The sequence below is a fragment of the Mesorhizobium sp. CAU 1732 genome (assembly GCF_039888675.1).
Taxonomy (GTDB): domain Bacteria; phylum Pseudomonadota; class Alphaproteobacteria; order Rhizobiales; family Rhizobiaceae; genus Aerobium.
On the sequence record NZ_JBDQQR010000001.1, the window covers coordinates 247,627 to 269,351 of the forward strand.

19 protein-coding genes are annotated in these 21,725 nt (G+C 63.9%); all 19 read right to left on the reverse strand.

The genetic code is table 11. The features are described from left to right. Positions 1–10: 10 nt before the first annotated feature. Complete coding sequence (ugpC, locus tag AAFN55_RS01340) at positions 11–1,129, reverse strand: sn-glycerol-3-phosphate ABC transporter ATP-binding protein UgpC (RefSeq protein ID WP_347797088.1); 1,119 nt, start codon at positions 1,127–1,129, stop codon at positions 11–13. Positions 1,130–1,187: 58 nt separating this feature from the next. Further along, the gene (locus AAFN55_RS01345) at positions 1,188–2,867 is read right to left on the reverse strand and encodes an alpha-glucosidase (RefSeq protein WP_347800146.1); all 1,680 of its coding nucleotides are present in this window, start codon (positions 2,865–2,867) and stop codon (positions 1,188–1,190) included. Positions 2,868–2,872: 5 nt separating this feature from the next. Next, positions 2,873–4,027: a carbohydrate ABC transporter permease gene (locus tag AAFN55_RS01350; RefSeq protein WP_347797089.1), complete on the reverse strand. Its 1,155-nt coding sequence runs from the start codon at positions 4,025–4,027 to the stop codon at positions 2,873–2,875. Position 4,028: 1 nt separating this feature from the next. Further along, complete coding sequence (locus AAFN55_RS01355; RefSeq protein ID WP_347797090.1) at positions 4,029–5,042, reverse strand: sugar ABC transporter permease; 1,014 nt, start codon at positions 5,040–5,042, stop codon at positions 4,029–4,031. Positions 5,043–5,169: 127 nt separating this feature from the next. Continuing rightward, positions 5,170–6,525 carry an ABC transporter substrate-binding protein gene (locus AAFN55_RS01360; RefSeq protein WP_347797091.1) on the reverse strand — a complete coding sequence of 452 codons (1,356 nt, stop codon included), beginning with the start codon at positions 6,523–6,525 and terminating at the stop codon, positions 5,170–5,172. A 159-nt stretch (positions 6,526–6,684) separates the two neighbouring features. After that, positions 6,685–7,812: an NAD(P)-dependent oxidoreductase gene (locus AAFN55_RS01365; protein ID WP_347797092.1), complete on the reverse strand. Its 1,128-nt coding sequence runs from the start codon at positions 7,810–7,812 to the stop codon at positions 6,685–6,687. 98 nt (positions 7,813–7,910) lie between these two features. Further along, positions 7,911–8,321, reverse strand: a complete 411-nt coding sequence (locus tag AAFN55_RS01370) for a RidA family protein (RefSeq protein ID WP_347797093.1) — start codon at positions 8,319–8,321, stop codon at positions 7,911–7,913. Between the two features lie 51 nt (positions 8,322–8,372). Further along, positions 8,373–9,059 carry an ABC transporter ATP-binding protein gene (locus AAFN55_RS01375; protein WP_347797094.1) on the reverse strand — a complete coding sequence of 229 codons (687 nt, stop codon included), beginning with the start codon at positions 9,057–9,059 and terminating at the stop codon, positions 8,373–8,375. Continuing rightward, entirely contained in the window at positions 9,056–9,805 is a 750-nt protein-coding gene (locus tag AAFN55_RS01380; protein WP_347797095.1) for an ABC transporter ATP-binding protein, read from the reverse strand. The genes AAFN55_RS01375 and AAFN55_RS01380 overlap by 4 nt, the downstream gene beginning before the upstream one ends. Continuing rightward, positions 9,798–10,784: a branched-chain amino acid ABC transporter permease gene (locus tag AAFN55_RS01385; RefSeq protein WP_347797096.1), complete on the reverse strand. Its 987-nt coding sequence runs from the start codon at positions 10,782–10,784 to the stop codon at positions 9,798–9,800. The genes AAFN55_RS01380 and AAFN55_RS01385 overlap by 8 nt, the downstream gene beginning before the upstream one ends. Before the next feature lie 4 nt (positions 10,785–10,788). After that, positions 10,789–11,709, reverse strand: a complete 921-nt coding sequence (locus AAFN55_RS01390) for a branched-chain amino acid ABC transporter permease (protein WP_347797097.1) — start codon at positions 11,707–11,709, stop codon at positions 10,789–10,791. Positions 11,710–11,905: 196 nt separating this feature from the next. Further along, positions 11,906–13,051 (reverse strand): ABC transporter substrate-binding protein, encoded by a 1,146-nt coding sequence (locus tag AAFN55_RS01395; protein ID WP_347797098.1) that lies wholly within the window; start codon positions 13,049–13,051, stop codon positions 11,906–11,908. Between the two features lie 112 nt (positions 13,052–13,163). Then, positions 13,164–14,003, reverse strand: coding sequence for a tryptophan 2,3-dioxygenase (gene kynA / locus AAFN55_RS01400; protein WP_347797099.1), 840 nt, complete (start codon positions 14,001–14,003; stop codon positions 13,164–13,166). 172 nt (positions 14,004–14,175) lie between these two features. Next, positions 14,176–15,795 carry an AMP-binding protein gene (locus tag AAFN55_RS01405; RefSeq protein ID WP_347797100.1) on the reverse strand — a complete coding sequence of 540 codons (1,620 nt, stop codon included), beginning with the start codon at positions 15,793–15,795 and terminating at the stop codon, positions 14,176–14,178. A 1-nt stretch (position 15,796) separates the two neighbouring features. Next, positions 15,797–16,945: an acyl-CoA dehydrogenase family protein gene (locus tag AAFN55_RS01410; protein ID WP_347797101.1), complete on the reverse strand. Its 1,149-nt coding sequence runs from the start codon at positions 16,943–16,945 to the stop codon at positions 15,797–15,799. Positions 16,946–17,116: 171 nt separating this feature from the next. Further along, positions 17,117–17,929 carry an enoyl-CoA hydratase family protein gene (locus AAFN55_RS01415; RefSeq protein WP_347797102.1) on the reverse strand — a complete coding sequence of 271 codons (813 nt, stop codon included), beginning with the start codon at positions 17,927–17,929 and terminating at the stop codon, positions 17,117–17,119. Then, positions 17,926–18,402 (reverse strand): MarR family transcriptional regulator, encoded by a 477-nt coding sequence (locus AAFN55_RS01420; RefSeq protein WP_347797103.1) that lies wholly within the window; start codon positions 18,400–18,402, stop codon positions 17,926–17,928. The genes AAFN55_RS01415 and AAFN55_RS01420 overlap by 4 nt, the downstream gene beginning before the upstream one ends. Beyond that, on the reverse strand, positions 18,396–19,145 hold the full coding sequence (locus tag AAFN55_RS01425; protein ID WP_347797104.1) for an SDR family NAD(P)-dependent oxidoreductase: 750 nt from the start codon (positions 19,143–19,145) through the stop codon (positions 18,396–18,398). The genes AAFN55_RS01420 and AAFN55_RS01425 overlap by 7 nt, the downstream gene beginning before the upstream one ends. Before the next feature lie 172 nt (positions 19,146–19,317). Further along, positions 19,318–21,612: a bifunctional salicylyl-CoA 5-hydroxylase/oxidoreductase gene (locus AAFN55_RS01430; protein WP_347797105.1), complete on the reverse strand. Its 2,295-nt coding sequence runs from the start codon at positions 21,610–21,612 to the stop codon at positions 19,318–19,320. Between the last annotated feature and the right edge of the window lie 113 nt (positions 21,613–21,725).

Genomic DNA, 21,725 nt, shown 5'->3' on the forward strand with positions numbered 1-21,725 from the left:
TCAGCCAAGCCTACTCGGCGGCGATCGCAAGCCGCTCGCGCTCGAAGGACAGTCCATCGCCGTCGAAGATGTGGAGGTTTGCCGGGTCCGCCGTGAGCCTGATGGTCGAGCCGCGTTCCACCGGCGCATTGCCGGGCATCTTCGCCACGATTGGCTCTCCGTCGCGTCCGAGCTCGATGTAAAGCAATTGGACCTCTCCGAGCTGCTCGACATAGTCGACCGTGCCCTCGAACAGGATACCCCCATCTGCGTCGGTGGCGATCTTCAAATCCTCCGGTCTCACGCCGAAGCTGATGTCCGCGCCCGTCGCCGTTTCGGGCGTCAGCGTCGGCACGTGCGCGACGACACCGCCCGCAAGCCGCACCGCAGTCGGACCGCCCGCCCGCTCGACTTTCGCTGGAAGGATGTTCATCGCAGGCGAGCCGATGAACTGCGCCACGAACAGATTGCCCGGCTTGCAATACAGATCCATCGGAGTGCCGACTTGCTCGATATGGCCGTCCTTGAGCACGACGATCCGGTCGGCGAGCGTCATCGCCTCGACCTGATCGTGGGTGACGTAGATCATCGTCGTGTTGGGCATGGACTCCTTGAGCTTGGCGATCTCCAGGCGTGTCGCGACGCGCAGCGCGGCATCGAGGTTCGAAAGCGGTTCGTCGAACAGGAAGACCTTCGGATTGCGCACGATCGCGCGGCCGATCGCGACGCGCTGCCGCTGGCCGCCCGACAACGCCTTCGGCAGGCGGTCGAGATACTTCGTCAGTTGCAGGATTTCGGCGGCCTGGTTTACGCGCGCATCGATATCGGCCTTGCTCGCCTTGGCGATCTTCATGCCGAAGGCCATGTTGTCGTAGACCGTCATGTGCGGATAGAGCGCGTAGGACTGGAACACCATCGCGATGCCGCGTTTCGACGGCGGTACGTCGTTCACCACCTCGCCGTCGATCGAAAGCGTGCCGCCGCTGATCTCCTCCAGCCCCGCTATGGTGCGCAGCAGCGTGGACTTCCCGCAGCCCGACGGCCCGACGAAGACAATGAACTCGCCCGACTTGATGTCGAGATCGATGCCGTGAAGGATTTCCAGATTGCCATAGGCTTTCCTGACATCCTTGAGCAGTAGATCTGCCATGCTTCCCTCCCGTCGGGCCGCATCCGGTTGACCCGGATCTGGCGGCGTTCAGTCTCGTTCAGGCGATCCGTCCGAACCAGGCGCCGTAGCTGCCCAGCACGATCTTTCCGTCCGCAGTCGTTCCTTCGAAACCGTGGCCGGGCATCGACACGGCATTGATGCCGTCGCCAAGGATGACGGAACCCGAGCCGGCACCCAGATTGAACGCGCACAGGATCTGCTCGTTGTTGTGCTTGCGCGTGAAGGCAACGATATCGCCCTCCGTCTCGATGAAGCTGATCGACCCTTTCGACAGCGCCGGATGCGCGGCGCGGAACGACAGCATGCGGCGGTAATGTTCGAGCACCGACGTTTCGTCGCCGGCCTGGGTGTTGACCGACAGGGTGATGTGTTCGGCGGGAACCGGCAGCCACGGCTTGGTCGTCGAGAAGCCGGCATTGGCGGTGTTCGAATCCCACGTCATCGGCGTGCGGCAGCCGTCACGCCCCTTGAACTCCGGCCAGAACCGGATGCCGTAGGGGTCATGCAAATCCTCGAAAGCGAGATCGGCCTCGGGCAGGCCGAGTTCCTCACCCTGATAGATGCAGACCGAGCCGCGCAGCGACATCAAAAGCGCCGAGATCACCTTCAGATAGGCGTTGCGATCCTCCTCGCTGGCCGCCCAGCGCGATGCATGCCGCATCACGTCGTGGTTGGAGAATGCCCAGCACGACCAGCCGTCCTTGGCGACCGCGCCGAACGTTTCGAGCACGGTGCGGACCCGTGATGCGCTGATCTTGTCGGGCGCCAAAAAGTCGAACGAGTAGCACATGTGAACGAGATCATCGCCGGATGTGTAGTCGGCTACGACCTGCAAGCCCCGCTGCGCGTCGCCGACCTCGCCGACCGCTGCCGCAGCCGGGTAGTCGTCGAGCAGCGCGCGAAAACGGCGCAGGAACGCGATGTTTTCCGGCCGGCTCTTGTCGTGGAGATGGTCCTGCCAGTTGTAGGGATTGACCGCCGGCGCGGTCGAGTAATCGCGATCCTCGACCGCGAGCGGCGGATTGTTCTCGAGCCCCTGGCTGTGGAAATAGAAGTTGATCGTGTCGAGGCGGAAGCCATCGACGCCGCGTTCCAGCCAGAAGCGCGTCGCGTCGAGAAGTGCGTCCTGAACCTGCGCGTTGTGGAAATTCAGGTCCGGCTGCTCGGCCAGGAAATTGTGCATGTAATATTGCTGGCGGCGCGTATCCCACGTCCAGGCCGACCCGCCGAAGATCGACAGCCAGTTGTTGGGCGGCGTGCCGTCGGGTTTGGCGTCGGCCCAGACATACCAGTCGGCCTTCGCATTGTCGCGCGACGACCGGCTTTCCTTGAACCAGGGGTGCACGTCCGAGGTGTGCGACAGGACGAGGTCGATCATCACCTTGAGGTTCAGCCGGTGCGCCTCGGCGACGACGGCGTCGAAATCATCCAGCGTGCCGAACAACGGATCGACGTCGCAGTAGTCCGAGACGTCGTAGCCATAGTCGGCCATCGGGGACTTGAAGAAGGGCGATATCCAGATCGCATCCGCGCCGAGTTCCGCGATATGCGGCAGCCGTGTGAGGATGCCGCGCAGGTCGCCTATGCCGTCGCCGTTCGAATCCTGGAAGGAGCGCGGGTAGATCTGGTAGATCACCGCTCCCCGCCACCAGTCGCGATCGACTTCGATTGCGGGCTCGACGCCCTCGATATCCTGCATCCGAACCGCACCCTGCATCGTCATCAACCACCTTTGACCGAGCCCGCGAGCAAACCGCGGACGAAATAGCGCTGCAATGAGAAGAACACGATCAGTGGCACGATTATGGTGATGAAGGCAGATGTGGTGAGAATTTCCCAATCGCCGCCGCGCGATCCGAGCAGCGCGTTGAGTTTGCCGGTCAGCACAAGTTGGTTTGAACCCGAGCCAAGGAAGACCATCGCGACCAGCAGGTCGTTCCAGACCCAGAGGAATTGGAAGATGGCGAAGGAGGCGAGCACCGGAAACGACAGGGGCAGCACGATTTTCACGAAGATCTCGAAATCGCTGGCGCCGTCGATGCGCGCCGATTCCATGATTTCGCGCGGCAGGCCGGCGATATAGCTGCGCAGGAGGTAGATCGCGAAGGGCAGGCCGAAACCCGTATGTGCCAGCCAGATGCCGAGATAGGTCTTGGCCGGGACGCCGAAGAACGCGCCGACGCCGTTATACATCTTGAGGAGCGGAATGAGCGACATCTGCAACGGCACGACGAGCAGGCCGATGATCACCGCGATGAGGATCGCGCGGCCGGGGAACTTCATCCAAGCGAGGGCGTATGCAGCAAAGGCCGCAATCAGGATCGGGATGATCGTCGCGGGGATGGTCACCGTCAGCGAGTTGACGAAGGAACGACCGATGCCCTCCGAGAACAGCACGGTCCGGTAATTCTCGGTGGTGAAGCTGGCCGGCGTCGATGCCTCGAAGAAGATGCGCTGGCCGCGATTGCCCTCGAAGGCGACGGGGGAGATGTTTTCGTATGTCCCGTCCTCATTGACCTGCAACGTCTCGCCGTCGCGCAGTTCGGCAACCGCCCCCGCCTTATGCTCCGTCGGGGCCTGGATGCGGGTGCCGAACGAGATGATGCGGCGCGTGTCGCCGTCCTCGAAGAGCGAGCCCGAGATGACGAAGGCGCCGTCACGCTCCACCTGTGCGTCGGCACCCGCGGTTCGGCCCTGTCCGGTCTGGGCCGACGTGGTCATCGCGGTCCACCAGCCGGAGACGGCGATCTGATCGCGGTCGCGCAGTGACGAAACCAGGATGCCGAAGGTCGGGATCGTCCAGATGATGACGATCACCAGCACGATGAGGTGGATGCCCCAGCGCTGGAAGAAGGATCGTCCAGCTCGCGCGGCCATCTCAATGCTCTCCCGTTTCGCGGGTGGCGTTGCGGATGTTCCAGATCATGATCGGGATGACGGCGAGCATGATGATCAGCGCGACCGTCGCACCGCGCCCGAAATCGCCGCCGCCACGGAACATCCAGTCGAACATGAGGTTGGCCAGGACCTGGCTGTTCCATTGCCCGTTGGTCATCGTCAGCACGATATCGAAGACCTTGAGAACGAGGATCGTGATCGTCGTCCAGACGACGGCGATCGTGCCCCAGATTTGCGGAACCATGATTTTCCAGAAGATTTGGAAACCGTTGGCGCCGTCGATCGTGGCTGCCTCGATCGTCTCTTCGGGAATGCCGCGCAGAGCGGCCGACAGGATGACCATCGCGAAGCCGGTCTGGATCCAGATCAGGATGATCATCAGGAAGAAATTGTTCCAGAACGGTATCGAGATCCACACTTGCGGATCGCCGCCGAACCACTGGACAATCGAATTGAGCACGCCGATCTGCGTCTGCCCAACGCCGCGATACTCGTAGATGAACTTCCAGATCACGCTGGCGCCGACGAAGGAGATGGCGAGCGGCATGAAGACGAACATCTTGGCTATGTTGCCCCACCAGATGCGATCCGTGAGGACCGCGATCACCAGCCCGAGGAAGGTGCAAGCCGCCGGCACGACGGCGAGCCAGAGGAAATTGTTGAAGATCGCCTGACGGAACTCACGGTCGCCCAGCGCCCATTCATAATTGGCGGTGCCGACGAAATTCTGTCCGCTGCGGTCCATGAAGGACAGGCGCACCGTCTCGATGACCGGGTAGATCAGGTAGATCGTGAGGATGATCAGCGCAGGTCCGAGGAACAGCCACGGGCGGATCAACCCTTGACGGCGCAGATTGTCGATCGCGGCGGCACCGCTCACCCCGCGTGACGGAAAGACGATGTCGACCAGCTTGTTGGCGCCCCAGAAATACGCGACGCAACCAAGGACCCCGAACACGATCGTCAGGATCGCAGAGACTATCTGACCCGTCATCGCTTCCTCCCTCGATAGCAATCAATCCGGTCGGCCCGTTTTGCGGTCTCCCCTTCTCCCCGTTCACGGGGGAGAAGGTGCCGAAGGGCGGATGAGGGGCAGCGACGTCCTCGACTGTGGGCCCTCGCTACTTGATAGAATCCCAGCTCTGCTGGATTTCGGTTGCGACCTGTTCGGCCGGCTTGCCGCCGACGAGATCGACCATGCCGGTCCAAAACGAGCCCGCGCCGATCTTGCCCGGCATCAAATCCGAGCCATCGAAGCGGAACGTCGTCGCCTCGGCAAGGATTTCGCCCTGCTTCTTGAGCGCGTCGTTGGCATAGGCCTCGACATTCACGCCCTTGTGCGGGGTGACGAAACCGGATTGCGCCATCCACAATTCATGCGCCAGCGGCATCTTGAGGAACTCGATGAACGCGCGCGCGGCGTCGGAGTCCTTGGTGATCATGGCGAGCGTTCCCGCGCCGAGAACCGGCTTGCCGAGATCCTTTTCCGCATAAGCGGGCATGTAGAAGAAGTCGGCATCGACGCCGAGTTCCGTGCCTTCAGGGAAGAAGGACGGGATGAACGACGCCTGATGATGCATGTAGCATTTGGGCGGAATGCCGAAGAGACCCTTCGGGCTGTCGCGGAAGTCGGTGGCCGCCACGGCGGCCGCGCCGCCGTCGACATTCTCGTCCTTGGTGGCGATGGAGGCGAAGATTTCGAGCGCCTCGACCACTTTCGGATCGTTGAAGGGAATTTCGTTGGTCACCCACTGGTCGTAGACCGAGGGCTCGTTGATACGCAGCATGATGTCCTCGACCCAGTCGGTCGCGGGCCAGCCCGTCGCGCCGCCCGAGCCAAGCCCGATACACCAGGGCACGCCGCCATCGGCGACGATCTGCTCCTGCAGCGCGAGGAGGTCTTCCATCGTTTCGGGGATTTCGTAGCCGGCATCCTCGAAATTGTCCGGCGAGTACCAGACGAGCGACTTCACGTCGGCCTTGTAGGGGAAGGCGAAGAACTGCGGATTGCCGTCCTTGTCGTTGTAGGTGCCGAGATCGACCCAGGATTCGCCAGCACCGTAATTCTGCCCGACCCAGGCTTCCGTCTCGTCACCGAGCGGCGTGAGCAAGCCCTTCGAGGCCAGATCCTGGATCAGGCCCGGCTGCGGCAGGATCGCGATGTTGGGCGGACTGCCGGCCTGCGTGTCGATGACGATCTGCTGTTCGTAATTTTCGGACGACGCGTAGTTGACCGTCGCGCCGGTGGCCTCGCGGAAATATTCGAGAATGCTCTGGGCAAGGTCTTCGTCGGGGCCGCGCCATGGGCCGAACACGGTCAGCGTCTCGCCGGACAGGTCGGTTTCCTTCAGCGTGTCGAAGTCGGTCCATGTGAAACGCGCGTCTTCGCCCGGCGCAAACTTGAGTTCCGCCGAGGCCGGCGCCGCATAGAGCGTCAATCCGGCGAGCGCGACGCCCGCCATCAGGGTCTTTTTCATGAATTCCTCCCGTTCGAAGTCTCGCTGCTGGTGGGTGCGAAACCTCCATTTCGCACCTCCTGTCTGCCTCCGGAGACGCGCCTTGCAGCACCATCCCCCAGAGCGCTTTGATTGACGTCATCTCGTCACCGAACGCCGACGGTGTCAACAGCTTCGCCATTAAATCGATTTAGACAGTGCGTAGGAGAAACAGCTTTTGGCCGATTCAAGAGAACTCGGCGGGGTGATGCCGTGCTTTTCGTACCATTCGGCCGGGGACGCTTTCAGCGCCGCGACGATGGACGGCAGGGTCTCGAGGATGCCGCGCCTCGGTTCCCAGCCCAGAAGCGTTCGGGCGCGCGAAATGTCGAGCGAGTAGTGATCGCTCGCCATGTCGATCATGAAGGGCCGGATGAACGGCTTCTCGCCCTTGTCGATTGCGTCGGGGATGATGGGCTCTGCCTTCTCCTCGATCCACGCGCCGACTTTGGCGATCGGCTTCGGGACAGAGATGGTTGCCCACTCGTTCTTGCCATGGATCAACTGCCCGATGCGATCCTGCATGTCCTCATAGGCGATGGCGTCCTCCTCGCCCGCCAGCAGCGTTACGTCGGCGGGCAACTCGTTGCGCTTCTCCACCGCCAGCCGGAACAGGCGCATCATGTCGTCGCGATGGATGAAGGACTGGCCGGCGCGCTTGTCGCCGGAATAGAGCCGGCTCTTCAGGTCGCGCTCGTAGATGCGCGTGATCTGATGCGCCAGCGTCGGCACGGCGCTTTCGTCGTCATAAAGGCCGGCGAGGTGGAGCAGCGCGTACGGGATCTTGCCGTGATGCGCACGGATGGCGTCTTCCGCTTTTGCCTTGGAGATAGGGTAGGCCCATTGCGGGTCGAGGGGGGCATCCTCGTCGATCGTCTCGCCGGGTTTGCCGGCGCGGTGAACAAGCATGGTTCCCGAATAGATGAAGCGTTCGACTTCGAATTCCTGCAACGCGTCGAGCAGGTGTTTCGTCCCATCGACATTGACGCTCTGATAAAGCGGATTGTCCTCACCGGTGAAGTCGAAATAGGCGGCCAGATGGATGACGGCGGCGAAGGCGCGACCGTGCGTTTCGGCAATGGTCTCGAGCGCCTTGCGAACCGAAGCCGCATCCGAGAGGTCGACGTCGGCGAGCGGAAAGTCGGCCTGCTTTCCCTCCATGTCGAGCCCAACGATTGCGTAGTCGGGTTGAAGTTCGCTCGCGAGCGCCGTTCCGATGCCGCCCGCGGCGCCTGTGATGAGGACAACCGGCTTTTCGCTTTTCGCCATTCCGTCATGGTCTCCCGTCGATTGATGTCGAAGGGGCAACGCAGCGAAGTCGGCGATCGTTCCGACTGGCCGCAGACTATGCGGTCAGGGCCATTTGCTCAGGGAATGACGGCGGTCGCCTCGATTTCCACGCGCGCATCGTCTTCCATCAGGGCAACGACCTGCACCATCGCCATGGTGGGGAAGTGGCGGCCCATCACGGCGCGATAGGCCTCGCCGACGCCCTTGAGGTTGGAGAGATATTCCTGCTTGTCGACCACGTACCAGGTGAAGCGCACAATATGCTCCGGCCGCCCGCCTGCCTCGGCGAGGACGGCCACGATGTTTTCGAGCGTCTGGCGCGTCTGGCCGGCGAGACCCTTTTCCTCGAAGACCTGGTCCCCGTTCCAGCCGATCTGTCCGCCGACAAAGACCATCCGGCCCTCGGCCTGGATACCGTTGGCGTAGCCGACGGCCTTCTTCCAGCTTGCGGGATGGAGTTCCTGATGGGGTTTGGGCGACGCGGTCATGAATGCCTCCATTGGACGGCATCATCGTGCCGCCGTCTCATTTTGTTCGTGTCAGACGCCGAGGTAGCGATCCTGCAGTTCCGGCGTCAGGTCCGTTGGCGAACCGCTCCAGACGGTGCGGCCCTTTTCGAGCACGAAGCAGCGGTCGGCCGAGGGCAGAAGCTCGGCCAGCGTCTTGTCCACGATCAGGATCGACTGGCCTTCGGACTTGAGCGTCCGGATGACCGACCAGATGTCGTGGCGGATGACCGGCGCGAGACCTTCGGTCGCCTCGTCGAGGATGAGTAGCTTCGGATTGGTCATCAGCGCGCGGCCGATCGCGAGCATCTGCTGCTCGCCGCCGGACAGCGACCGCGCCATCTGGTCGCGCCGCTCGGCCAGACGCGGGAAAAGCTGGTTGATCGCGTCGAGGCTCCAACGGCCGTTGGTGGCCGCCGCGATCAGGTTTTCACCGACCGTGAGGTTGGGAAAGCAGCGCCGCCCTTCCGGCACCAGCCCGATGCCCAGCCGCGCGATGCGATGCGGGCTCCTGGACCGGATGTCCTGTCCGCCCAGGCGGATCGTGCCGGAACGCGCGGGCGTCAGGGCCATGATCGAGCGGATCGTCGTGGTCTTGCCCATGCCGTTGCGCCCCATCAGGGCGACGACTTCGCCTTCCGCCACGTCGAGATCGACGCCGAACAGGGCCTGGCTTGCGCCGTAATAGGTTTCGATGCCCGAGAGGGTCAGGAGGCTCATGACGGGTCTCCCAGATAGGCGCGGCGAACTTCCGGGTCGTTGCGGATCTCGTCGACCGATCCCGACGCGATCACCTGCCCGTAGACCAGCACCGAGACGCGGTCGGCGAGCGCGAAGACGGCATCCATGTCATGCTCGATGAGCAGGATGGGGGCTTCCGCGCGGAGCGTGTCGAGGAAGCCGGTCAGCGTGCGAGAGCCTTCCGGCCCCATGCCGGCCATCGGTTCGTCGAGCAGGAAGGCGCGGGACCCAAGCGCCAGCGCGATCGCGATTTCGAGCTGCCGCCGCTCACCATGCGACAGCTCGGCCGCGGGTATGCCCGCCCGCCCGGCGAGGCCGACGCGCTCGAGCGCCGCCATCGCCGGTTCGGTCAGCGATGCATCGCTCATCACCGGCTTGAAGAAGCGGAACGACGAGCCCTGCCGCGACTGGACCGCCAGCATCACGTTGCGCAGCGCCGAAAACTCCGCCGCGAGCGACGACACCTGGAACGAGCGTCCAAGCCCCATGCGCGCCCGCTCGGCCACGCCGAGATGCCCGACCTCCTCGCCGAGGAATTCGATCGTTCCGCTGTCGGGCTTGAGCGTGCCGGCGATCTGGTGGATCAGCGTCGACTTGCCGGCCCCGTTCGGGCCGATCAGCGCGTGGATTTCGCCGGGCCGCAGATCGAGGCTGACATTGGCGGTGGCCTTCAATGCGCCGAAGGTTTTGGAGAGGTCGCGGATCGCGAGGATAGGCTCAACCATGACGCGCCCTCCCGGCGAGAAGACCGATCAGGCCGCCGCGCGCGAAGAGCACCACGCCGAGAAGCAGGAGCCCGAGGAAGAGCTGCCAGCGCTCGGTCAGCCCACCCAGCAGATATTCGAACATCACGAACAGCATGGCGCCGGCCACCGGACCCCAGATGCGGCCGACGCCGCCCAGGATGATCAGGACGATGAACTCGCCCGACATGTGCCACGACATCATCGAGGGGCTGACGAAGCGGTTGAGGTCTGCGTAGAGCGCGCCGGCAAGTGCGGTGATCATGCCGGATAGGACGAAGGCTGCAAGCCTGATGCGGAACGGCGCGATGCCGACAGAGGCGACGCGGACCTCGTTCTGCCGCGATGCCTGGAGTGCCGCGCCGAAGCGCGAGCCCTTGAACAGCGTGAAGAACAGGATGGCCGCGAGCAGCAGCCCGTAGCAGACGAAGAAGAAGTTGAGCGGGACCATCGTGTTGAAGCCCGGCATGGTGTTGCGCACCAGGATCGACAGGCCGTCCTCGCCGCCATAGGCGGGCCATGAGATGGCGAAGTAGAAGGTCATCTGCGCGAAGGCGAGCGTGATCATGATGAAGTAGACGCCGGAGGTGCGCAGGCTGATTGCGCCGATCGCGGCGGCCAGAAGCCCGCCGACGAGCATCGCCACGATCCAGATGATCGGCATGACATTCGTGCCGGGCAGTGTGAACAGGCCGAAATTGAACGGCACTCCGGAGAATGCATGACTGGCGAGAATCCCGGCCGCATAGCCCCCGACGCCGAAGAAGGCCGCGTGTCCGAAGGAGACGAGGCCGCCGAGGCCGAGCGCGAGGTTGAGGCCGACTGCGGCGAGCCCAAGCACCGCCATGCGCGTCGCCAGCGTCACGTAGAACGGATTGCCGAACTGGAGCGCGGCCAGCGGCACCGCCAGAAGGACGAGCGCGACGGCGAGGTTGATCGCGGTTTCGCGGGAGAGTGTCATCGCTTCACCCTCTCACGCCGAACAGGCCCTGCGGCCGCACCGCGAGGATCGCGGCCATGACGATGTAGATCAGCATCGAGGCGAGCGCGCCGCCGACAAGGCCGGCCTGCGAGGCGTTCATGAAGAAACCAAAGAGCTGCGGCAGCAGGAAACGGCCCATCGTATCGACGAGCCCGACCAGCAGCGCGCCGACGAGCGCGCCCCGGATCGAGCCGATGCCACCAATGACGATGACCACGAAGGCGAGGATCAGCACGGGTTCGCCCATGCCGACCTGAACCGACTGGATCGCGCCGACAAGCGCGCCAGCGAGACCGGCAAGTGCCGCGCCCAGCGCGAAGACGATCGTGTAGAGCGTCCGGATATCGACGCCCAGAGCGCCGATCATTTCGCGGTCGCTTTCACCGGCCCGGATGCGCATGCCGAGGCGCGTTTTCGAGATCAGCAGGAAAAGCCCGACCGCGACCGCGATGCCGACGCCGATGATGGCGAGGCGGTAAAGCTGGTAGCGCGAACCGCCGGGCAGCGGCACGGAGCCTTGCAGTACGGCGGGAATGTCGAGATAGAGCGGGAACGAGCCGAACAGCCAGCGCGTCCCCTCCGAGAAGATCAGGATGAGCGCGAATGTCGCCAGCACCTGGTCGAGATGGTCGCGCTCGTAGAGCCGCCGGATCACCAGCACTTCAATGATCGCACCTGCCGCCGCTGCTGCCGCGAGGCTCGCCGCCAGCCCCAGCCAGAACGACCCGGTCGCCGCCGCGACCGTCGCGCAGGCGAACGCGCCCACCATGTAGAGCGAGCCATGCGCGAGATTGATCAGCCCCATCACGCCGAAGATCAGCGTCAGGCCGGCTGCCATGAGGAACAGCATCACGCCGAGCTGCAGCCCGTTGAGGATCTGTTCGATGAAGAGGGCGATTTGCACGGGGTTTGGTCTGGCTCTTCAGGTGAAGGACAATGTGGTGACGGTAACGATACCCTCTCCCCGTTCACGGGGAGAGGGTGGCCCGATGGGTCGGGTGTGGGGCGGCGCGAACGCAACAATCAGTTGCCGCCGCATCCGCTGCCCCTCATCCGCCTGCCGGCACCTTCTCCCCGTGAACGGGGAGAAGGAACGATGGCTACTGCATCGCGCAATCCTTGGCATAGGCGTCGCCGTGGTCGGTGAAGGCCGTGGCGATGATGTGGTTGGTCAGGACGTCGCCCTCCTTGACCACCTCGGTGACGTAGATGTCCTGGATCGGATGGTTGTTGTTGTTGAAGGAGAACTTCTCGCGGACGCTGTCGAAGTCGGCTTCCTTGAGCGCGGCGCGGAATGCGTCCGCATCCTTGACGCTCGCCTTGCCGGCAGCGGAGATCAGCAGGTTGGCGGTGTCGTAGGCCTGCGCGGCATAGATCGAGGGCAGGCGGTTGTATTCAGCCTGGAAGGTCTCGACGAACGTCTTGGAGGCTTCATTGTCCAGGTCCTTGGCCCAGGAGCCGGAGGCCTTCACGCCGAGCGCGGCATCGCCGATAGCCGGCAAAACGTCCTGGCTGAAGGAGAAGCCGGGTCCGATCACCGGGATGTCGACGCCCGACTGCGCGTACTGCTTCATGAAGGCGATGCCCATGCCGCCCGGCAGGAAGATGAAGACCGAATCCGCACCCGAGGCGCGGATCTGCGCGATCTCGGCCGCATAATCGGTCTGTCCGACCTGCGTGTAGACCTCGCCGGCGAGTTCGCCCTTGTAGTAGCGCTTGAAGCCGGTGAGCGAGTCGGTGCCGGCCGGGTAGTTCGGCGCCATGATGAAGGTCTTCTTATAGGTCTCGGTCGCGTACTGGCCCATCGCCTCGTGGAAGTTGTCGTTCTGGTAGGCGACGTTGAAATAGTTCTCGTTGCACTGCGCGCCGGCGAGCGCGGAGGGCCCCGCATTGACCGACAAATAGAACTTGCCCTGCGCGACGGCGCTCGGCACGACGGCCATTGCGAGGTTCGACCAGATGATGCCGGTCAGCACGTCGACCTGGTCGGACTGGATCATCTTGTCGGCGATCTGCACCGCGAGTTCCGGCTTCTGGCCGTCATCCTCGGTGATCACCTCGATTTCGCTCGCGGCATCGCCGGCATTCTTGAGCGCGAGCATGAAGCCGTCACGCGCATCGATACCGAGGCCCGCGCCACCGCCCGAAAGCGTGGTGATAAGGCCAACCTTGACCGGCTCGGCAAAGGCGAGGCCGGATACGCTCATCGACAGGCCGAGAAGGCCCGCTGCAATCATTCGTTTCATTGGTCTGCTCCCGTTGTTCCTGAAACCCCTCTGGGTTTCCTACGATGGAAAAAATGCGCGGGCTTTGCCAGCCCGTCTCGGTGTTTTTCTTGCTGGGCTTGTGTTGACGGGATCAAAGCTCCGTCCTCACGGTCCAGAGTTCGGGAAACAGTTCGACCTCGAGCATGCGCCGCAGGTAAGACACGCCGGCGGTGCCGCCGGTGCCGCGCTTGAGGCCGATGATGCGCTCGACCGTGGTCACGTGGTTGAAGCGCCAGCGGCGGAAATAATCCTCGAAATCGACGAGCTTCTCGGCCAGTTCGTAGAGCGCCCAATGCGTTTCGGGCGCGGCATAGATTTCTTTCCACGCGGCCATGACGGCATCGCTGGGCTCACGGCTTGCGTCCCAATTGCTACGCGCAGCGTCGGCACCGATGTCGAAACCCCTGCGGGCGAGAAGCGCGATCGCCTCGTCATAAAGGCTCGGGCGCGCGAGGATCGCTTCGAGCCGCGTCAGCGTCTCCGGCACGTGGGCGTGCGGCTTGAGCATCGCAATGTTGCGGTTTCCGGCGAGAAACTCGATCGCGCGGTACTGCCAGGACTGGAAGCCGGACGACTGCCCGAGCGATCCGCGAAACCGGGTATATTCGCTGGGCGTCATGGTGCGCAGCACGTCCCACGCACTGTTCAACTGCTCGAAGATGCGCGCCACGCGCGTCAGCATCTTGAACGCTGGCTGAAGATCGTCGGCGCGGATCGCTTCCATCGCCGACGAAATCTCGTGGATCGCGAGCTTCATCCACAGTTCGGACGTCTGGTGCTGGATGATAAACAGGAGTTCGTCCGGCGACGCCGACAGCGGCGACTGCGCGTCGAGGATTTTTTCCAGGTGCAGATAGTCCGCATAGGACATGCGGCCGCGAAAATCGGTCTGCGCGCCGTGGCTCTCGTTCTTCTCAGCCGACTCGGTCATGTCGAACCCCCACCCTGTATCCCTCCCCACAAGGGGGAGGGGGTCGTCGGCGAAGAGCCCAAAACTATACCCCACGCGCTGCGTTGGCGTTGGGGCTGGACGTGCATGTCTCCCTCCCCCGTGTGGGGAGGGATACAGGGTGGGGGTGGAGGCGCGAACGACGGCAAGAGGATCATCCCCCTTCCTTCAATCGAAACCGCTGGATCTTGCCCGTCTGGGTCTTGGGCAGACCCGATACGAACTTCACCGAGCGCGGATATTTATAGGGCGCGATCAGCGCCTTCACATGGTCCTGCAGAAGCTTGACCGTGGCGCTGTCGCTGGCCGTCCCTTCGACGAGAACCACGTGCGCCTCGACGATTTGGCCGCGCTCGTCGTCGGCGACACCGATGACGGCGCATTCGGAAACGAGATCATGCGCGAGAAGTGCGGCCTCGACCTCGGGCCCGGCGATGTTGTAGCCCGAGGACAGGATGATGTCGTCGGTGCGCGCAGCGAAGCGGAAACGACCATCCTCGTCCTGGATGAATGCGTCGCCGGTCAGGTTCCAGCCGTCGCGGACATAGTCGGCCTGGCGATCGTCGGAGAGGTAGCGGCAGCCTGTCGGCCCGCGCACGGCGAGCTTGCCGATCGTGCCGCGCGGCACCTCGTTCATCTCGCCATCAACGATTTTCGCCTCATAGCCGGTGACGGGACGCCCGGTGACGCCCGGCGCCCGGTCGTCGAGGCGGTTGGTGATGAAGATATGCAGCATCTCGGTCGCACCGATGCCGTCGAGGATCGGCTTGCCGGTCTTTCGCGTCCACTCCTCGTAGACCGGGGCCGGCAGCGTCTCGCCGGCCGAAACCGCGATGCGAAGCGAGGAGAGGTCGGCGCCTTCGTCCATCGCCTTCATCATGGCGCGATAGGCGGTCGGCGCGGTGAACGAAATCGTCGCCTTGTAGGTCTCGATGATCTCGATCATGTGCTGCGGCGTGGCGGTTTCCAGAAGCGTCGCGGCTGCTCCGAAGCGCAGAGGAAACACGGCTAGCCCGCCGAGACCGAAGGTGAAAGCGAGCGGCGGCGACCCGACGAAAACGTCTTCCGGCGTGACACCCAGAACCTCTTTGGCATAGCCGTCGGCGATGATCAGCACGTCGCGATGGAAGTGCATGGTCGCCTTCGGCACACCGGTCGTTCCGGATGTGAAACCAAGCAGGCAGACGTCGTCGCGGCCAGTCTTCACCGCGTCGAAGCGCACCGGCTTGTCAAGCGCGGCACGATCGAGTTCCGCGTCATGGTTCGCAGTGCCGTCGAAGCCGACGACCTGCTTGAGGAAGCGGCTGTCCTTGGCGCAGGCGACGAGTTCGTCCTTGATGCGCGTGTCGCACAAGGCAAGCGCGATCTCTGCCTTGTCGACGATCTTTGCAAGTTCCCCCGCGCGCAGCATCGGCATCGTGTTGACGACCACGGCGCCGGCCTTCGTCGCGGCCAGCCAGCACGCGACCATCGCCGGGTTGTTGGGCGAACGGATCAGGATGCGGTCGCCCGGCCTGACGCCATAATTCTCGACCAGCGCGCGCGCCAGCCGGTTGGTCCAATCGGAGAGTTCCTTGTAGGTGCGGCGGCGGCCGTTGCCGATCAGTGCGGTGTTGTCGCCGAAACCCTTTTCGACCAGACGGTCCGTCAGTTCGACCGCGCAGTTGATGTATTCGGGATAGTCGAAACCGTCCTGCGGCAGATCCGGCCACTGGTCATGTGGGGGGAGATTGTCCCGGCAAAACGTATCGACATGTGCTGTCGCACCAAGCATCTCACCCTGCTCCCATGACCTGCCGCGCGATCACCACCTTCTGGACGTCTGATGCGCCCTCGTAGATGCGCAATGCGCGGATTTCCCGATACAGGCTTTCGACGATGTGCCCCCTGCGCACCCCGTCTCCGCCGTGAAGTTGAACCGCCTTGTCGATCACGGACTGCGCGCGATCGGTGGCGTAGAGCTTTGCCATCGCGGCCTCGCGCGTGACGCGCGGAGCCCCTGAATCCTTCGTCCAGGCGGCGCGATAGATCAGCAGCGCCGACGCATCGACGTCAAGCGCCATGTCGGCCACATGGCCCTGCACCATCTGCAGATCGAAGAGCGGTGCGTCGAAAAGCTGCCGGCCGCCGACGCGGGAGACGGTCTCGTCCAGCGCCCGCCGCGCAAAACCCAGCGCCGCCGCGCCCACCGTGGAGCGGAACACGTCGAGCACCGACATGGCGATCTTGAACCCGTCGCCCGCCTTGCCGATCAGGGCGGAAGTCGGGACACGGACGTTGTCGAAGGACAGCCGGGCCAGCGGATGCGGCGCGACGACCTCGATGCGTTCGGCGATGGTCAGGCCGGGCGTGTCGGCGGGCACGACGAAGGCCGAGATGCCCCTGGCCCCCGGCGCTTCGCCGGTACGCGCGAACACGCAGTAGACATCCGCGATGCCACCATTCGAAATCCAGGTCTTCTCGCCCGACAGAACGTAATCGTCGCCGTCGCGGGTCGCGGTCATTTCCATGTTCGCGACGTCCGAGCCCGAGCGCGGCTCGGACAATGCGAAGGCGGACAGCGCCTTGCCCCGGCGGGTCTTGTCCAGCCACTGCCTTTGTTCGGGCGTGCCGAAGAGACTGATGGCACCGGTGCCGAGCCCCTGCATGGCGAAAGCGAAATCGGCCAGCCCGTCATGGCGCGCCAGCGTCTCGCGCGTGATGCACAGCGTCCGCACGTCGAGCGGCTGCGGATCGGCCGGATCAACCGCAGTCGGCATCAGCCATCCGGCCTCGCCCAGCTTGGCGACCAGAGATTTGCAGGCCTCGTCCACGTCGGTGTGATCGACGGGCAGGTTCGTTTTGCACCACGCTTCGAGACGCTCCGCGTGGTCGCGATGATGGTCCTCGAAGAATGGCCAGGAGAGGAAGGAGCGCTCAGGCATGACGTGCCACCATAGAGACCAATACCCCCTCCACCATGCTCCGCATGGTCCCCCTCCCCCATGAATGGGGGAGGATCCGCCGCTGCAGCCGTCCACGACCGGAGATCCTCCCTTGCGAAGCGGGGGAGGTGGCCCTGAGGGTCGGAGGGGGTGTCTGGCGCGAGACCATCCTCAATTCCCCTCGAACACAGGGCGTTCTTTCCCGACGAATGCGTGATACGCCCGCGAGAAATCCTGGGTCTGCATGCAGATCGCCTGCGCCTGCGCTTCCGCCTCGATCGCCTGGTCGAGACCCATCGACCATTCCTGGTTGAGCTGCGTCTTGGTGATGCCGTGGGCGAAGGTGGGACCGGATGCGAGTTGCTGCGCGAGCTTCAGCGCTTCGGCTTCCAGTGCGTCCGCCTCGACGAGGCGGTTGTAGTAGCCCCAGCGTTCGCCCTCGGTCGCACTCATGGTGCGGCCGGTGTAGAGCAGTTCGGCGGCGCGGCCCTGCCCGATGATCCTCGGCAGCATGGCGCAGGCGCCCATGTCGCAGCCGGCGAGGCCGACGCGGGTGAAGAGGAAGCCCGTCTTCGCTTCCGGTGTCGCAAGCCTGATGTCGGAGGCCATGGTGATGATCGCGCCGGCGCCGACCGCCACGCCGTCGACCGCCGAGATGATAGGCTTGCCGCAATTGAGCATCGCCTTGACGAAATCGCCGGTCATGCGCGTGAAGGCGAGAAGGCCCTTCATGTCCATGTCGACCAGCGGTCCGATGATGTCGTGAACGTCACCGCCGGAGCAGAAATTGCCGCCGTTCGGCAGGAAGACGACGACATCGACATCGTCGGCATAGACGAGGTCACGAAACGTGTCGCGCAGTTCGGCGTAGGACTCGAAGGTCAGCGGGTTCTTGCGCTCCGGCCGGTCGAGCTGGATGACCGCCACGCGTCCCTCCATGCGCCACAGGAAATGCTTCGGCTTGAGGTTCGCCATGCTGGTCAATGTTCACCCTCCCAATTGCTGCGGAACGATTTGAGTATGGAGGACAGCGTACGGGCCTCCGTCTCGCCGATCTCACCCAGAAGTTCCGCGATCCATGTTTCGTGTGCGGCGGCCATGGCGCGGAACTGCGCCAGACCCGAATCCGTGAGCCGGACGATCGATGTGCGCCGGTCGCCCTCGCGGTTCGAGCGCACGACGTAGCCGTCCGTCACCAGCCGGTCGATGATGCCCGTCACATTGCCGTTGGACACCAGCAGGAAGCGCGACAGGTCGCTCATCAGCATGCCGTCCGATTGCCGGTACAGCGCCGACATCACGTCGAAGCGCGGCAGCGTCGAGTCGAAATCGCGCCTGAGCCGCTCGCGCAGCTCACCCTCGACGATGCGCGCGACGCGCAGCAGCCGGATCCACAGCCGTAGCCGTTCCTTGTTGGCGAGCGGCGCATCCACCATGTCGAGCGGTGCGCTCACCATGTCTCGCCTCCGCAGATCGCAAGCGCTTGGCCGTTGACCGAGCGTGCGCCCTCGCCGACGAGATAGAGCACCGCGGCGGCGACTTCGTCGACCTCGATGATGCGGCCTTGCGGATTGCCGCCCGCGAGGTCCGCGCGCGCCTCGGCTTCCGAGCGGCCGGTCTTTTCCATGATGTTGGCCAGCGTGCGCTCCAGCATCGGTGTCTCGACATAGCCGGGACAGACGGCATTGACGGTCACGCCCGACTTCGCGAGTTCGAGGGCAAGCGCGCGCGTGAGTCCCACGACGCCGTGCTTGGCCGCGACATAGGCGGAGACGTAAGGCGCACCCTTCAGCCCCGCGATCGATGCCACAAAGACGATACGGCCGGACTTTGCACGCTTCATCGGCTCGATCGCCGGTTTCACGGTGAGGAAAGATCCGGTGAGGTTCACGTCCAGCGTCTTTTGCCAGAGGTCGAGCGAGGTCTTGTGCGCCGGCGCGCTCTCGCCCGCACCTGCGTTGGCGACGACGATGCCGAACGGCCCGCGCGCCGCCTGCGCCTTCTCGTAGAGCGCCAGCACGGAGGCCTCGTCGGTCACGTCCGCGGTCTCGGCATGGATGCGCTCATGGCCGCGCGCCACGTCGTCCAGCACATCGGCACGCCGTCCGCAGATCGTCACCGCGTGCCCGGCCACGGCGAGCGCCAGCGCGATCGCCTTGCCGACGCCCGTTCCACCACCTGTGACGAGTGCGTGGGTCATGGATGTGGCCTCGAAATCCGGCAGAACAGCGCCCCCGCTCCGGCCCTGCGGGCCATCTCTCCCCCTGCCCGGGGGAGAGGAAGAAGGAGGCGCCTGGCGCTCTTCCTCTCCTCTTTTGAGAGGGAGAGGTGGTTCGCGCAGCGAACCGGAGTGGGAGTCTGGCGAATCATTCTCACACCTTCCCCGTCATCTGTTCGGCCTCGCGTTCGGCCAGCCGGTAGAGCTGGTCGCGACCGGGGAGATAGGGGTCCGGCCATGTGACCCCCTTGTCGCCGAGCTTCGCCGCCGCATGCAGGGTCCAGTACGGATCGGCCAGATGCGGCCGTGCGAGGCAGACGAGGTCGGCGCGACCCGCCATCAGGATCGAATTGACGTGGTCCGGCTCGAAGATGTTGCCGACGGCCATCGTCGCCATGCCGGTCTCGTTGCGGATACGGTCGGAGAACGGTGTCTGGAACATGCGGCCATAAACCGGCTTCGCGCGCTTGGACGTCTGGCCGGCGGACACGTCGCAGATGTCCACGCCTGCAGCCTGCAGCATCTTTGCGATCTCGACGGCCTCTGCCGGCGTCACGCCCTCGTCGCCGACCCAATCATTGGCCGAGATGCGCACCGAGATCGGCTTGTCTGCGGGCCAGACCGCACGAACCGCGTGGAAGATTTCGAGCGGATAGCGCATCCGGTTTCCCAACGACCCGCCATAGTCGTCGTCGCGCGTGTTGGTCAAAGGCGAGATGAAGGAGGAGAGCAGGTAGCCATGGGCGAAATGCAGTTCCAGCATATCGAACCCGCAGCGCTCTGCCATTTCGGCGGATGCCACGAACTGGTCGCGCACCTGATCCATGTCGGTCCGGTCCATCGCCTTCGGCGTCTGGTTGTCGGGCGACCACGCGATCGCCGATGCCGAGAGAAGCGGCCAGTTGCCGTCCTTCAGCGGCATGTCCGCATCTTCCCAGCCGACCTGCGTCGAGCCTTTCGCGCCGGCATGGCCGAGCTGTGCGCAAATCTTTGCTTCGGTCTCCGCGTGGACGAAATCGACGAGACGCGTCCATGCGGTCTCGTGTTCAGGGGTGTAGAGGCCGGGACAGCCGGGCGTGATGCGGCCTTCGGGCGACACGCAGGTCATCTCGACATAGACGAGACCGGCGCCGCCCTTTGCGCGCTCGGCATAGTGCACGAAGTGCCAGTCGGTCGGCGTGCCGTCGACGGCCTTGTACTGCGCCATCGGCGAGACGACGACGCGGTTCTTCAGCTCCATGCCGCGCAGTTTATAGGGCGCGAACATCGGCGCGCGGTTGGTATTCGCTGCAGAGCCTGCCTCGCGCTGGAACCACGCTTCGGCACCGCCCAGCCATTCCTTGTCACGCAGGCGCAAATTCTCGTGGCTGATGCGTTGCGAGCGCGTCAGAAGCGAATAGTTGAACTGCACCGGATCGAGATTGAGGTAGCGCTCCACCTCCTCGAACCACTCCAGCGAGTTGCGCGCTGCGGATTGCAGCTTGAGCACTTCGGTGCGCCGTGCGTCCTCGTATTTCGCGAAAGCGGCCTCGAGCGTCGGCTCGGAATGGACGTATTCGGCCATCGCAATCGCGCTTTCGAGCGCCAGCTTCGTGCCCGAGCCGATCGAGAAATGTGCGCTCGCCGCCGCGTCGCCCATCAAAGCGAGGTTCTTGTACGACCAGCGCTCGCACAGCACGCGCGGGAAGTTGATCCACGCCGAACCGCGAATGTGGTTGGCGTTGGTCATCAGCGGATGGCTGCCCAGATGATCCTTGAAGATGCGTTCGCAGACCGCGATCGACTCCTGCTGGCTCATCTCGCCGAAGCCGAACTTGTCCCAGGTTTCCTGCGAACACTCGACGATGAACGTCGCGGTGTTCGGGTCGAACTGGTAGGCATGCGCCCAGACCCAGCCATGCTCGGTCTTCTCGAAGATGAAGGTGAAGGCGCCGTCGAATTTCTGGTTCGTGCCGAGCCAGACGAACTTGCATTTGCGCGTGTCGATGTCGGGACGGAAATGCTCGGCAAAGGTCGTGCGGGCTCGCGAGTTCAGCCCGTCCGCGGCGATGACGAGGTCGTATTCTGCCATGTATCTGGACGGCTCGTCGACCTCGCTCTCGAACCGCAGGTCGACGCCGAGTTCGCGCGCGCGATCCTGCAGAAGCATCAGGAGCCGCTTGCGCCCGATGCCGCAGAAGCCATGACCGGTCGACAGGGTGCGGACACCCTTGTGGACCACGGCGATGTCGTCCCAATATGCGAAATGCTCGCGAATGGCGGCCGCGCTCTTGGCGTCGTTTGCGGCGAGATTGTCCAGCGTTTCGTCGGAGAGAACCACGCCCCAGCCGAATGTGTCGTCCGCGCGGTTGCGCTCGAACACCACGACCTCGTGCGCCGCGTCGCGCAGTTTCATGGAGATCGCGAAATAGAGGCCGGAGGGTCCGCCGCCCAGCACTGCAACTTTCATGGGTCGAACTCTCCGTTTGATGTTCCCGGCAGATTGTCCTGCTCTTGTCTGTCATGAGCATGGCACCGAACGCCGATTGCTTCAAGTATGAAATTTCAAGGTTGAAATAACTT